This is a genomic window from Bacillus sp. A260, from assembly GCF_009861435.1.
GTDB lineage: Bacteria > Bacillota > Bacilli > Bacillales > Bacillaceae_G > Bacillus_A > Bacillus_A cereus.
This window is the reverse complement of sequence record NZ_CP046398.1, coordinates 3,198,911-3,213,153: the sequence shown is the minus strand read 5'-3', so window position 1 is coordinate 3,213,153 and position 14,243 is coordinate 3,198,911. Positions and strand designations below refer to the sequence as shown.

Sequence of the window (14,243 nt, the reverse complement as noted above, 5' to 3'; positions counted from 1 at the left end):
TTTTATGTATCAAAAACATAATAATTTACTAGATTTTGTATTTTGTGTAAGATAATAAAGAATATTCAATTAATAATTCGAGGGATGAAATTAAATGAAGCTACCGTTATTAGAAGTAGAGACGGATAGACTCATTATCCGTCCATTTCAAAAAGATGATTACGAAAGTTGGTTAGATGGATTTAATAAGAGACTGCCATCGCGGTATAAATATGATGATGGCTATCAAGTTATGGCATCATCAACAAAAGAATGGTTCACGGAATGGATAAGGGGTTTTGATGAAGCAGCGCATCGAGATGAGATGTATGTATTAGGTATTTTTCGTAAAGAAGATGGGGCTAATATTGGAAAGCTAGAGCTAATAAAAATTTTACGTATGGACTATCAATGGGCAATGATGGGCTACTCTATTCATAATCAATATTGGAGAAATGGATATGGGGTGGAAAGTGTAAACGCTACGTTACCGTTATTTTTTAATAGCCTTGATTTTCATAGAATCGAATTACATATACGTGTTGATAATGAGCCATCAGTACGTCTTGCGGAAAGAGCAGGCTTTTCATTTGAATGCAAGAGAGAAGCGTTTTCATTAGAGAATGGTAAGTGGATGGATTTTCTTATTTATTATAAAAATAAGGAGATGAATATATGAGAGTGGTTATTACAGGTGGAAATCGGGGATTAGGGTTACAGTTAGTAAAAGTATTTCATGAAAAGGGGCATATCGTTTATCCGTTAGTTAGAACTGAGGTTGCGGTAACGCAATTGAAGCAAATGTATAGTTGTAGATGTTTTCCTATATTGGCAGACTTATCGGTTGATGAGAGTACGGAGCAAATTGAGAAGCAGCTTGAGGAATATACAGAGCATGTTGATCTAGTTATAAATAACGCTGGCATTACTGGGAAGGAGACTGAGATTTTACATACAAATTCAGAAGAGTTAACGGATTTATTTAATATTCATTGCTTAGGTGTAATTCGGGCTGTAAAAGGTACATATATGGCGTTAGCTAAATCGGATCATCCGAGAATAGTAAATGTGTCCTCTCGATTAGGATCATTACATAAAATGGCGAACAAAGAGTTTCCGCAAGGCCAGTTCTCATATTCATATCGAATTGCTAAAGCAGCACAAAATATGTTAACACTCTGCTTACAACAAGAGTTTGAGAATAAAAGAATTCGTGTAACTGCCATTCACCCAGGAAAATTAAAAACTGATATTGGTGCCTTTGATGCGAATATGACTCCCGCTGAAGGAGCAAAAAATATATATGATTGGGTAATAGATTCAAATGAGGATATTTCAGGGAAGTTTATTGAGCCTGGTGTAGGGGAATTGAAGTGGTGATATACGATCTTGCAATCATTCAGAATCTATTTGGCCCTTCTAAAAAAGTATTAAATGGCTTACCAAATGCAGTAACGATTGAAGAAATAGAAGAAGATGTTTTGTATAACGTACAAACATATAAAGAAAAGATAAGTAGATTTGAAGAGGTTTGTTTTAATTGGGAGTTAAAAAGAGCAAGTATTGTATTAAACAAAAGGTTTAGTAGTTATAACTCAAGTGTGAAAGTGTTACTTGATGTCGGTTTTTCTTTGTATGCCGCAAAGATAGAAGTATGTAGAGAATTGAACAATGTAGAAGAGCTTGAAAGACAATATACATATCGATCAATAGCAGAAGGAACGTTATCGGAAAAAGAATTTAAATATATTTGGGAACAATGTATGTCGGGTTCAGGGAATCAAACTTCAATTTTAACTATCGATGAACATTTTTATTCCGTGCAAACAGAGTTAGGTAAGGGGTGGGAAAAGTCATGTATTGTTTTTTATGATAAAACTGAGCCAATTGGTATGTCCATACCGCATATAGAAACTGGAACAGAAAGTGAAGGACGATTATTTTACTTTGGAGTAATGCCTTATTATCGCGGGAAAGGAGTTGCTTCTCATATGCATCTTCAATCTTTACATATGTTAAAGGAAATGGGGGCTACTTATTACATCGGAAGCACGCATACTTCAAATGAAAAGATGCAGAGGATATTTTGGAGAAATTATTGTTCGATGAAAACGGAGACAGAGCTTTATTATAAAATTTTTAAAGTAGATGAGGAGAAAAGAAAATGAAGACTATAAACGTATTTCATTACGACGCATTTACGAATAAACCAAATAAGGGAAATCCAGCAGGTATTGTATTAGAAGCAGATGGATTAACGGAAGAGGAAATGCAAATTATTGCTGAAAAAGTTGGATATAACGAAACAACTTTTGTTCTTTCCTCAAAAGTAGGAGATATAAGAATGCGCTATTTTACACCTGGTTTTGAAATGAATTTATGTGGTCATGGGACAGTAGGGACGATATATGCCTTGCGCGAAAAAGGTTTATTAGAAGAGAAAAGTAACCTTACGATTGAAACGAAGGCTGGGATTTTACCGATACAAATAGGTGTAAATGAAAATGGAGAAACCTTTATTAAAATGAGACAGGCAGCACCTCAGTTTAAAGAATTTACAGGTTCAAAAGAAGAATTAGCTCATAGTATTGGTTTAGAAGTAAATGATTTAGATGAAAGTTTACCGATTGTATATGGAAGTACGGGGAATTGGACTGTAATTGTACCGATTAAAAATCTAGATGCGTGTGAGAGAATGAAACCTAATAATGCTGCATTTCCATCAGTATTAAAAGAAATACCTAATGCTTCTATTCACCCAATTTGTCTAGAAACTTATGATGAATTAGCACAAATGCACGGCCGTCATTTTTCATCAGCTTACGCTGGGACGATTGAAGATCCAGTGACAGGAACAGCTTCAGGTGTAATGGGAGCGTATTATGCGGAGTATTTAGAGAAAGATTTTGAACATGAATTGGATTTAATCGTTGAGCAAGGACAGGAAATAAATAAAGATGGTCGTGTAACCGTTTATGTAACGAAAGGGATAGAAAACGAAAAGTTACAAATAGATATCGCTGGAACAGCGGTGTATGTGAAAGAGTTTGAAGTTTCAATGTAAAAAAAGAAAGCCCGGCATACATCCGGACTTTCACTATCTGTTCAACACTTCAATATACGAAGCATCTCCAGTTGTTCTTAAAGCAGAGCGAAAATTGTTATTTTCTAGCGTTTTAGCGACTTGTTGTAATTGCTGTGCATCATCATGATGGATAAGTAAGCTGTCAGCACCGCTTTCTTCTATATGAATATGTTCGACGTTTCCAATGGCATCATGTACAGCTTTTAAAAATTCAGGTTTCATAATGTCCCTCCTATATGTATGTAACGTTTTTATTTAGTATTTCCTTATTTTTGAAATATAAAAGTAAATGAAAGGAGAAATAAAATGAATATACAGCAGTTTAACGAACATATAACATCACTATTTGGAGAGCATCTTCATAAATACGGCGATGATGAATATGGTTTTACTCATATAAGTAAAGATGAATTTCACAAAATCGGTTACACAACAAATTTAACGTTAGAAACTATTGAAGAAGCGTATAGAAATGGAGTCGATATGATAGTTACACATCATGCGCCGTGGAGTTTTTTATTTGGTATGGAAGAGGCTTGTATTGAGAAATTGAAGCAATATGAAATGAATCATTTTTGGGTTCATTTGCCGTTAGATTTTGTAAAGTTTGGCACGTGTACATCGTTATTTAACGGAATTGGGATAGATACAATACTGGAATATTCCACGTATGAGGAAGAAGAACTACCGGGAATAGGAGAATATAAAGAAGCGATTCCTTTTTCAAACTTAGTTGGAAAACTTGAAGAAAAAATGGAAGAGAAAGTGAAGAGCTGGAGAAATCACGATAAACCAGTAAAACGAATTGCGATTTTAACCGGTGCAGGAAACAATACAAATTTGATTGAACGTGCATTAGAAAAAGGGTGTGACACGTACATAACAGGTGAAAAAACATTATATACAGTGCAACATGCGAAATTTAAAGGGATTAATTTAATTGTAGGCAGTCATACGTTTACAGAAGTGTTTGGTGTAGAAAGTTTGGCTCATAAACTACAAGACAGAGACCCTGCAATAGAAATTATTAGAGTATATGAGGAGCATTTAGAGTGATAAAATCACATTACCATAAATGGAATATTGAAGAAAGCCATTGTAATAAAATAAAATTATTGTTTGTTATATTAGGATGGTTGGGAGGATTTCCCTTGCGTTTGTCAAATAATAGTAAAGTTGCCTTTTGAATTGAGGGAATATTCGGAGTTAAAGGGTGAGAGAATGGACATTTCAATAATCACTGCACAACTAGTTAAGGAAAAAGTTATTTCACATTATCCAAATAGCGTAAAAGCATTAAACGGGGGTACGACAAGTACTATATATTTGTTAGATGAACAATACGTTGTAAAGTTGAATGAATCGGATGTCATACGTGAAGAAGCTTATTTTCTTCAGTTTTATAAAAAGGACGAATTATTTCCAAAGCTTTTATATAAGGAACCTTTAAATGCTATATTGTTTATTCATTCCTTGAGGGCACAACTTCTTGCAAACTAGGCTATAAACGGAGTGTTCTTTGTAAACTTGTAAAAGAAGTTATCAATGAGTATGAAGTAGCTACAGAGGTTGATGGCTGGGGATGGAAAGAAAATAAGGTTCAATCTTGGAGTGAATTTTTAACAACAAATGTGATAGAAGCTCATGAAAATGTAAGGCGTTACATAAGTGAAGAAGAGTATAGAACGGTTCTTAAGTTAGCGAATAGGGACGCTGGAATAAATCAGCCGTTTTTATTGCATGGTGATCTTGGATTTCATAACTTTATATTTAAAGAGAATGAGCTGCACGGTGTAATTGATCCTTTACCAGTGTTAGGAGATCCTATATATGATTTAATTTATGCGTTCTGTTCAACTCCGGAAGATTTAACAAAAGAAACGATTGGTTATGCGATGAAACAATGTGTATTTCATAAAAATGACCGTGATTTATATGAAGAAATAGTCATAGGATTATATTTGCGTATAGATACATGTTTACGGCACCACCCGAAAGATTTAGAAGATTATTTAGAAGCTTGGCGTTATTGGATGGGTGAGGTTGAGGTGACTTTATAGTACAAATATTTTTGGGGAGATAGTGAGATGAATGTTGCAGAAGCGAAAAAGGATTTACTGTAATTCCATTATCGGTTACAGTTGTCTATTTACTTACTTTTATAAGTTTAATAATTGAAAATAAAAAAGCAGATTATTATCAACAAAAGTCAGCTTAATAAAAATATAGGAATAGGGGAAATTATGATGAAAAATTTCGTTTGTACAACGTGTGGCGTGCAGTATGCAGCGAGTGTAGAAGAACCGGTGAGTTGTCATATTTGTGATGAAGAAAGGCAGTATGTGAATCCGAAAGGGCAGTCTTGGACGACTTTAGAAAATTTGCAAACAGATGATACATATAAAAATGAAATAATCAAAGAGGAAAATGGACTTTATAGTATTACGACAAAACCAGGATTTGCGATCGGTCAAACGGCATTTGTGGTGAAAACAGAGTCATATCGTTTACTGTGGGACTGTATTACGTATTTAGATGAAACGACAATTATGAAAATAAAAGAGCTTGGCGGATTAGATGCGATTGCATTGTCTCATCCTCATTATTATTCAACGCAAGTAGAATGGGCAGAGACATTTGATGTACCAATTTATATACACGAAGATGATAAAGAGTGGATGATGCGTCCGAGTAGTCGTATTATTTACTGGTCTGGTGAGTCTTTACAATTAGCGGATGGGATTACTGTGCATCGTCTTGGAGGACATTTTAGTGGTGGATCTGTCTTACATTGGGAAGAAGGTAATGACGGAAAAGGAATTTTGTTAACAGGTGATATTATTCAAGTTGTAGCAGATGAGCGGTGGGTAAGCTTCATGTACAGCTATCCAAACTTAATTCCACTACCAGCGAGAAAAGTGGAAGAAATGGTGAATCGAGTGAAGCCGTTACAGTTTAATCGTTTATACAACGCCTTTCATCGAGTAGTAAAAGAAAATGCAAATGAGGCAGTTGAACGTTCTGCTGACAGATATATAAAAGCAATAGAAGGAAAGTTGTTTCATACGTAAAAGGAGAGTAGCTTAATGAAAACGTTAGTATGTTTTGGAGATAGTATTACAGCTGATGAAACATTTTTTGATGGAATGCCGAGATTAACACCACGTTTGCAAGAGATGTTTCCGAACTGGAAAGTAGTGAATGCAGGTGTTCCAGGTGATAATACATTCGATGCGTTAAATAGGATTGAAGAAGATGTAATATCATATAAACCAGATTTCGTAACAGTTTTTCTTGGTACGAATGATGCAGTTTCTTTTTCTCAAGTGTCATTACAAGCATATAAAGAAAACTTAGAGAAGATTGTGAACCAAGTTTCATCAGATAAAGTACTACTGATTAGTCCTGCACCAGTTGATGAAGAAAGACAGCGTAATAGAACAAATAGAGTGCTTAGTCAGTATGCAGACGTGGTGGAGAAAGTGGCGAGGGAAACAGGAAGTTATTTTCTAAACGTATTCGCTGAAATGATTCAAGAACGGGATTATAAAAGATTTGTAGAAAATGATGAAAAAGATGGATTACACTTTGGGCCAGAAGGTTATGAGTATGTAGCGAAGTTAATTGGTGAAAAGTTAAAAGGGATTTTATAAGGAGCAAAGCACTTAGTGCTTTGCTTTTTCGTATTTCTTTCGTAGTCCATAAACTTATTGATTGCTGTAATTTGGATAGATATTTGGCATTTTTATCCCGCATTAACTGCCCGTAAATGCCCGATTGGTGAGGGCTAATAATCAGTGGGGGATGAACAAAACCCCACTGATTAAAGTTTCACTTTATGTGGGTAAAAGGTTAGTGCTGTTTTAAAGTAATATAAATTTATTTTTAAAAATTTATATTTCGTAGTTGAAAATTAATAAAGGTGTAACTATAATAGTTACAGTAAGTTTGTTGTTTTGAGATGTACATATTGAATTACAAGAATGAAGGGAGTTTTTATGTAAATCAAAAAGTTATAAAATCTATTTATTTTTATAATAAGATAAAATGTTTTTTAGTTCATACACATTATTAAATATGTTATTTCTAATAGAAAAATAGAGGTGGAAAAATGAAAAATTTTAAAGGTATGTTGATATCATCACTTGCAATTACAACTTTTGCTGGGATAGGTACGACATTTGTAACAAATACAGTATATGCTGCTAATGACGATTCTAGTAAAATACAAGTTCGTTCTAATAAGAGTATAAACACAACAACTGGTTCGAGATTGCCTGTATTATCAGTCAATCCTTATGATGAACCTAGATTTTCAAGACAGGGATATCTTGAAGAGGCACCTTTAGGAATTAATGCTCCTTATGCTTGGGGAATTAAAGGAGGAAATGGTCAGGGAGCAACTTTTGTAGATTTAGAAGAAGGCTGGTTATTAAATCATGAAGATTTAGTCGGTCAAAATATTGAATTTATGTCTGGAAAAATGAGTAATGATCTTTCTCACGGTACTTCAGTTCTAGGTGTTGTTTCTGCAGCTGACAATGGGATTGGGAACATTGGGATTGCACCAAAAGCAAAGGTAAAAGTAATTTCAGTAATCCGAGATAATGGGAGAATTGATGTAAGAGATGCTATTTTAAGTGCCGTAGATTCTTTACAGGCTGGAGATGTTTTATTAATAGAAGAATCCTTTAAATATGATGGATATGGAGATGACCCTTTACCAGTAGAAGTATACCCGAGTATATTTAATGCAATTCGCAAAGGTACAGATAAAGGCATTATTATTGTAGAAGCAGCTGGTAATGGTGGGATTGATTTAGATGAATTTAAAGACCGTAATGGTAAGCAAATTTTAAATCGAAATAGTCAAGACTTTAAAGATTCAGGAGCTATTATAGTGGGAGCATCTACTGCAAGAGTTCCTCATAAACGTTTAGCTTTCTCTAACTATGGTAGTAGAATTGATGTATATGGTTGGGGAGAGTATGTTGATACATTAGATACATATCAAAATCAAAATAGTAAAGGACAAAAAGTTACAGATCAGAACATAATTAATCGTTATACTTCTAATTTCCGTGGTACTTCTAGCGCTTCGCCTATAATTGCTGGGGCTGCTGTATCGATTCAAGGGATTGCTAAAGAACATTTAGGTAAGGCATATACACCAAAAGAATTGAGAGCAATTTTAAGTAATCCTAATACAGGCACAAAGACTAATAACCCATCATCTGATAAAATAGGGGTTTTACCAGATTTAAAAGCGATTTTGTCTAACCTTGGTTTTAATAGTGATTTGACTACCAATGATCCTATGGTATTTCCAGATAACGTAGAAAAAAATGAAGGAAAAGAAAATTCAACTTTCGTATTTCCAGGTGAAGAAACAAAAAGAACAGGGGATAAAAATTCAACTGTAACCTTCCCAGAAGAAGATTTAAAACAGGAGGAAAAAGAAGAGGGATTAATTGTTTTTCCTGATTAATAAAAAATACTACCTTCCATTTGGAGGTAGTATTTTTTATTTCGTGTGATTAACAAGAGTGCATGAAATTTGTATTTGTTTATCTTTCATAATGAACTTAACCACAAAATCGAATATTTGACTGTTAATTTACTTTTTCGTCTCAATCAATTACATGAATTAATCTAGAAATGCTTGCTGCAATGCTTTCAATCCATCACTGTAAATACCTTGAAACAGATTAATTGCCTCTTCATCACTAACCTCAACAGGAGTGAATGTACCAGACCACTCTACTAACGATGTGTTACTTTCAGTACCTTCTTTAACCTGGATTGTAGATAAATAATTAGTGACTGGGAACGGTGCATTCATGATTGAATACGTGTAGTAGCGCTCTTTATCATTGAATACTTCTAATCGTTCTATAATTGTATCGCCATCTGGGTTAGCTAGATGACGTACACGACCGCCTTCCGTTAATTTACTGCTAGGTATATAAGGTAACCAGTCTGGAAGGGAGTTGAAACCTCCGATTAATTGCCATACTTGTTCAGGTGAAGCAAAAATTTCCATAGATGTAGTAGTATGTGCCATATTCATTACGCTCCTTTTCATCACGGTATTTACGGGTAAATAATCAGTGGGGGATGCTCCCACTGATTAAAGTTATATTATTATTTTACGTTGATTGGTAGTGGTGCATTAGGTGCTACTAGTTTTTGTTCGCGCATTTCTTCCCAGAATGCTGCTGGAATTACTGTATTTAAGGCGTTTTGGTCTTCTACAATTCGTTCCGGTTTACTTGCACCAGGAACAACGGCAGCAACTGCTGGATTTGCTAGTGAAAATTGTAATGCAGCAGCTTTGATGCTGATGTCGTGACGATCTGCAAGAGCTTTGATTTTCTCAACCTTTGCAATAATTTCTGGCGATGCTTTTTGATATTCGAAGTGAGCGCCTCCAGCAAGAATACCTGAGCTATATGGGCCACCAACAACAATATCCATATTATGCTTTACAGCTGCAGGCATTACTCGTTGCAATGCACGTTCGTGGTCTAATAATGAATAGCGACCAGCTAGTAAGGATATATTTGGTTTCGCTTCTTCTAAATCAAGCATAAGTTCAATTGATTCTACTTTGTTTACTCCAAGCCCCCAGCCCTTAATAACTCCTTCTTCACGTAAACGTGTTAGCGCACGGAATGCTCCTGTTCGAGCTGTTTCAAATTGTGAAATCCACTCATCACCATAAAAGTCTTGTGCTAAATCATGAATGAAAACAAAGTCTAGACGATCTGTTTTTAAACGTTTCAAACTTTGCTCGATAGAACGAAGTGTTGCGTCTGCGCTATAGTCATTGATCATTTTATTTTTGCGACCAAATTCGAAAAGTCCGCCTTTTTCACCTAAATCACGTGCAGATGGATCTTCTAGTTCATCTGAAATCGTTCGACCTACTTTGGTGCTTAAAAAGTAATCATCACGATTTCTTTTTGACAGTGCTTCACCAAGACGGATTTCCGCTAATCCAGATCCATAAAGTGGAGCTGTATCAAAGTAACGAACGCCATTCTCCCAAGCAGCATCCACTGTAGCGATTGCTTCTTCCTCTGGGATATTACGGTACATATTTCCTAGTGGTGCTGTACCAAACCCGATTTTTTCTTTTAGTAATTTACTCATTATAGATATCCTCCTAAAATGTATTTGAAAATTATTTATTCATTGTGAATGGATGTGAAAATGAAAACATGTCATTTCATCGTCTGACAAAATGTATGATAAAAATACTCACTTTAAAGTACAGGTACTAACAGGTAATTTCTAACACTGCATGACTCACTCAACTCTTACAAATGCTATTATGAAATGTATTTTACATAATGAAAAGTACGTACTTTAAAGTGATATAGATACTAAAAAGTAATACAGGTACTTTTTGGTGCCGTACTACTCATCTGCTGTTTACGTATGCTATTATGAAACATGTTTAACACAATAAAAAGTACGTACTTTAAGGTGCTATAGATACTTAAAAGTAATATTTAAATATTTTAGCTTATTTGTCTTATAAAATTATTAAAGGAGATTTTTATATGAAAACATACAATATTCCTGTAGAGGCAACTTTAGAGGTTATCGGTGGAAAGTGGAAAGTAGTTATCCTTTGTCATTTAAAGAAAGACAAAAAGAGAACGTGCGAATTAAAACAATTAATGTTTGGTATTACACAAAAGATGTTAACGCAACAATTACGTGAATTAGAAGAAGATGGTGTAATCGAGAGAAAAGTGTATAACCAAGTGCCACCAAAAGTAGAATACTCTTTAACTGATTACGGTCATTCTTTAGATTCTATACTCGATACTCTTTGTAACTGGGGAGAAAATCATCTTGAAAAGAATGGTAACACGTCTATGCTTATAACCGCAGCTGAATAAAGAAAGAAAAAACGAACGAGAATACGTTCGTTTTTTCTTTTTGTATAGAGGGAGATTTTTAAGCAGCATAATTACTTTTTTGTAATATAGGTACTTTTTTGTGCTGTAGGAACTAAAATGTGCCGTATAGAAAATTATTTATTTTTACGTAACAATAGATAAGGAATTTATAAAAAAGGAGAGGAGATCGCGTGAAACAATATAATATACCTATAGAAGCAACTTTAGAAATTATCGGTGGAAAGTGGAAGGTCGTCATTTTATGTCACTTAACGAAAGGGACGAAGAGAACGAGTGAGTTGCAACGTCTAATTCCTGAAATTTCTGTGAGAATGTTAACGCAGCAACTACGTGAGCTGGAAGAAGATGGTGTGATTACACGTGAAATTTACAAAGAAATTCCCCCTCGAGTAGAATACTCCCTAACCGATTATGGGTGGTCTTTACAAAATGTATTAAATCAATTAACCGCATGGGGAGAACGATGCATAGATAGAAAAAACACAGAAGTTAAGTGAAATCTCTATATGTAATATTGAAAACACCACCTAATGAAGAGGTGGTGTTTTTCGTTTTAAAACTTTAGAAAGTTGTTATGATGAAAAGTAAAATTTTTGAGGACCTGTTTCAGCCATGGGTACTTAAAAGTGCCTACATCACTTTAAAGTACGTACTATGCTTCATAATATAACCGTTTTATAATGACACTCGTAGCAAGAAGTCATAAAGATTTTAAGCTATGTTCAAAAAGACTTATTAACTAGTATAGTTTTTTGTTCAATTTTTTAGTAGGAGATGTTTTTATGGTTGAAGAACTTTTTTATAAAAAAATACTTAAAAATCTGTTTTCAGATCCAGTTCAAATTACACTTTGGAATGGAGAAACAATACAATATGGCGAAGGGGAACCTCAATTTCATATAACATTCCATAAGCCGCTCTCAAAAAAAGAAATTGCTAAGGATCCTTCTATTGCATTCGGTGAAGCATATATGAATGGAGACCTTGAAATAGAGGGTAACCTTGAAAAAGCAATTCAATCTATTTATAAAAGGCAGGATAGCTTTTTAGGTGATAGTAAGTTGCAATATTTCAAAAGTAAATGGAATTTCTCAAAACAAAAAAATAAAGATGATATTGCTCATCATTATGATATTGGGAACGATTTCTATAAATTATGGCTTGATGAAACAATGACATATTCTTGTGCATATTTCCAAAATGAGCAAGATTCTTTAACGACAGCTCAACATAATAAAGTAAATCATATTTTGAAAAAGTTGAACCTTCAAAAAGGTGATACGCTATTAGACATCGGTTGCGGGTGGGGTGAGCTCATTACAGCTGCCGCTAAGCAGTACGGTGTGAAAGCGATGGGAGTAACGTTAAGTGAGGAACAATTTGCAAAGACTTCCGAGCGAATTAAACAAGAGGGACTTACAGATTTAGTTGAAGTATCTTTACTTGATTACCGCGATATTAAGAATCGTAAATTTGATAAAATTGTTAGTGTAGGTATGATCGAACATGTAGGAAAAGACAACATTAAGCAATACTTTGAAACAGTTAACAAACTACTAAATGATGGCGGGATTTCTCTGCTGCATTGCATTACTTCTCCGGCTAATGGTGGTGCTACGAATGGTTGGATTGAAAAATATATATTCCCTGGTGGGTATGTTCCTGCTGTTAACGAATTAATCACGAACATGACAAACGAACAATTTTTCATTGTTGATGTGGAAAGCTTACGTAGACATTACGGGAATACATTACAACATTGGGCTCGAAATTTTGAAAACGTACTAGAGGAAGTTCGCAAAACGAAAGATGAGCGATTTATCCGCATGTGGCGTTTATATTTAAATGCATGTGCAGCTTCGTTCTTTACAGGTAATATTGATTTACATCAATTTGTATTTACAAAAGGGATTAATGATACAATTCCGATGACACGTTCTTATATGTATGAATAAGAGCGTGTAACTAAGTATCTCTCTAGTCATCGAGTGTAAATAAAATGATGATAGGACATAAGTCTATAACGTAAAGTCGAGATGGGGATCAGAAAATGATTTCTATCTCGACTTTTTGATATATAATTTTAAAACAAAAACTATATACTTTTAAAGATAAAAATATATAATAAATGTAGAAACGAAAATTTATGAGCAAGGAAGTTGAAGAACATGACATTAACAATGGGCTTTATTGGATTTGGAAAATCAGCTAACCGTTATCACCTACCTTATCTAAAGACACGTAATAATATAAAAGTAAAAACGATTTTTGTACGTCAAATAAATGAAGAATTAGCGGCTCCATATGAGGAAAGAGGTGTTTACTTCACTACTGATTTGGACGAATTGTTGAATGACAAAGAAATTCAAGTCGTGACGATCTGTACGCCAGCACATACGCATTATGAATTAGCAAAAAAAGTTATACTAGCCGGAAAATCAGTTATCGTTGAAAAACCATTTTGCGATACAGTAGAACATGCGAAAGAATTATTAGCTTTAGGACGAGAGAAAGGTGTAGTCGTTATGCCTTATCAAAACCGTCGTTTTGATGGTGATTTTTTAGCTGTAAAGCAAGTAGTTGAACAAGGATTCCTTGGTGATATTATTGAGATTGAATCACATATTGATTATTTCCGTCCTGGTTCAATCACTCATGAAGCTCCAAAAGAAGAAGGTTCATTTTACAGTTTAGGTATTCATACGATGGACCGCATGATTTCACTATTCGGCCGTCCAAATACAGTGACATACGATATTCGTAATAATGAAGTGGAAGGTGCGGTTGATAACTATTTCGATGTTGGTCTACATTATGGAAATCAGTTGAAGATTAAGCTGAAAACGAACCATATCGTAGCGAAAGATTATCCACGCTTTATCGTTCATGGAACAAATGGCTCATTTATTAAATACGGTGAAGATCAGCAGGAAAATGATTTGAAAGCGGGTATTATGCCTGAGAGTGCAGGATTTGGTGAAGATTCGCCGATGTATTATGGAATTGCTAAGTATCGTAATGCAAATGGTGACTGGATTGAAAAACAAATTAAAACGCCGCTTGGTGATTACGGTCGTTTCTATGATGCAGCGTATGACACAATTGTAAATGGTGCACCAAAACTTGTGAAAGATGAAGAAGCAGTAACGAATATTGAAATCTTGGAAAACGGATTTGCTGCCCCATCACCTTCAGTTTACAAACTTGAGGCTTTACATTTGAATGAATAGAAGAGAGTTTGCAGT

15 protein-coding genes and 2 pseudogenes are annotated in these 14,243 nt (G+C 34.6%); 14 read left to right on the top strand and 3 right to left on the bottom strand.

Annotation, left to right across the window (positions count from 1 at the left end):
• The first annotated feature begins 94 nt into the window (after positions 1–94).
• Genes GD442_RS16155 through GD442_RS16140 form a run of 4 tightly spaced genes read left to right on the top strand, consistent with a single transcriptional unit; the run spans position 95 to position 3,043 of the window.
• Positions 95–658 (top strand): GNAT family N-acetyltransferase, encoded by a 564-nt coding sequence (locus GD442_RS16155; RefSeq protein WP_000775344.1) that lies wholly within the window; start codon positions 95–97, stop codon positions 656–658.
• Positions 655–1,359, top strand: coding sequence for an SDR family NAD(P)-dependent oxidoreductase (locus GD442_RS16150; protein WP_001266945.1), 705 nt, complete (start codon positions 655–657; stop codon positions 1,357–1,359). Before GD442_RS16155 ends, GD442_RS16150 begins: the two co-directional genes overlap by 4 nt.
• Positions 1,356–2,147 (top strand): GNAT family N-acetyltransferase, encoded by a 792-nt coding sequence (locus GD442_RS16145; protein WP_000638687.1) that lies wholly within the window; start codon positions 1,356–1,358, stop codon positions 2,145–2,147. The genes GD442_RS16150 and GD442_RS16145 overlap by 4 nt, the downstream gene beginning before the upstream one ends.
• Positions 2,144–3,043, top strand: a complete 900-nt coding sequence (locus tag GD442_RS16140) for a PhzF family phenazine biosynthesis isomerase (protein ID WP_000849330.1) — start codon at positions 2,144–2,146, stop codon at positions 3,041–3,043. Before GD442_RS16145 ends, GD442_RS16140 begins: the two co-directional genes overlap by 4 nt.
• 33 nt (positions 3,044–3,076) lie before the next feature.
• Here GD442_RS16140 and GD442_RS16135 read toward each other — a convergent pair whose 3' ends face one another.
• Positions 3,077–3,286 (bottom strand): hypothetical protein, encoded by a 210-nt coding sequence (locus tag GD442_RS16135; protein WP_000801653.1) that lies wholly within the window; start codon positions 3,284–3,286, stop codon positions 3,077–3,079.
• 84 nt (positions 3,287–3,370) lie between these two features.
• Here GD442_RS16135 and GD442_RS16130 point away from each other — a divergent pair, with 84 nt between their 5' ends.
• From GD442_RS16130 to GD442_RS16110, 6 genes and pseudogenes are all read left to right on the top strand, one after another.
• Positions 3,371–4,120: a Nif3-like dinuclear metal center hexameric protein gene (locus GD442_RS16130; RefSeq protein WP_001025675.1), complete on the top strand. Its 750-nt coding sequence runs from the start codon at positions 3,371–3,373 to the stop codon at positions 4,118–4,120.
• Between the two features lie 165 nt (positions 4,121–4,285).
• Positions 4,286–5,124, top strand: a pseudogene (locus tag GD442_RS16125) (phosphotransferase).
• A 41-nt stretch (positions 5,125–5,165) separates the two neighbouring features.
• Positions 5,166–5,282, top strand: a pseudogene (locus tag GD442_RS28525) (DUF7010 family protein); the annotation flags it as partial.
• 25 nt (positions 5,283–5,307) lie between these two features.
• Positions 5,308–6,135 (top strand): MBL fold metallo-hydrolase, encoded by an 828-nt coding sequence (locus tag GD442_RS16120; RefSeq protein WP_002041548.1) that lies wholly within the window; start codon positions 5,308–5,310, stop codon positions 6,133–6,135.
• 15 nt (positions 6,136–6,150) lie between these two features.
• Entirely contained in the window at positions 6,151–6,717 is a 567-nt protein-coding gene (locus tag GD442_RS16115) for an SGNH/GDSL hydrolase family protein (RefSeq protein WP_000855207.1), read from the top strand.
• A 458-nt stretch (positions 6,718–7,175) separates the two neighbouring features.
• Positions 7,176–8,552, top strand: a complete 1,377-nt coding sequence (locus GD442_RS16110; RefSeq protein ID WP_000787684.1) for a S8 family peptidase — start codon at positions 7,176–7,178, stop codon at positions 8,550–8,552.
• A 159-nt stretch (positions 8,553–8,711) separates the two neighbouring features.
• Here the strand turns inward: GD442_RS16110 and GD442_RS16105 are convergent, their stop codons facing one another.
• Together GD442_RS16105 and GD442_RS16100 are read right to left on the bottom strand one after the other, a co-directional pair.
• Positions 8,712–9,128 carry an SRPBCC family protein gene (locus GD442_RS16105; RefSeq protein WP_000951512.1) on the bottom strand — a complete coding sequence of 139 codons (417 nt, stop codon included), beginning with the start codon at positions 9,126–9,128 and terminating at the stop codon, positions 8,712–8,714.
• A gap of 80 nt (positions 9,129–9,208) precedes the next feature.
• Entirely contained in the window at positions 9,209–10,219 is a 1,011-nt protein-coding gene (locus tag GD442_RS16100; RefSeq protein WP_000040529.1) for an aldo/keto reductase, read from the bottom strand.
• Positions 10,220–10,632: 413 nt separating this feature from the next.
• On the opposite strand from GD442_RS16100, the gene GD442_RS16095 reads away from it, so the two are divergent.
• The 4 genes from GD442_RS16095 to GD442_RS16080 all read left to right on the top strand — a co-directional run bounded on the left by GD442_RS16095 (position 10,633) and on the right by GD442_RS16080 (position 14,228).
• Positions 10,633–10,977, top strand: a complete 345-nt coding sequence (locus GD442_RS16095) for a winged helix-turn-helix transcriptional regulator (protein WP_000860816.1) — start codon at positions 10,633–10,635, stop codon at positions 10,975–10,977.
• A 191-nt stretch (positions 10,978–11,168) separates the two neighbouring features.
• A complete protein-coding gene (locus tag GD442_RS16090) occupies positions 11,169–11,495 on the top strand; it encodes a winged helix-turn-helix transcriptional regulator (RefSeq protein WP_000816339.1) in 327 nt (108 codons plus the stop codon).
• A 285-nt stretch (positions 11,496–11,780) separates the two neighbouring features.
• The gene (locus tag GD442_RS16085; RefSeq protein WP_000229034.1) at positions 11,781–12,953 is read left to right on the top strand and encodes a cyclopropane-fatty-acyl-phospholipid synthase; all 1,173 of its coding nucleotides are present in this window, start codon (positions 11,781–11,783) and stop codon (positions 12,951–12,953) included.
• Between the two features lie 213 nt (positions 12,954–13,166).
• On the top strand, positions 13,167–14,228 hold the full coding sequence (locus GD442_RS16080) for an oxidoreductase (RefSeq protein ID WP_000176601.1): 1,062 nt from the start codon (positions 13,167–13,169) through the stop codon (positions 14,226–14,228).
• Positions 14,229–14,243 lie beyond the last annotated feature (15 nt).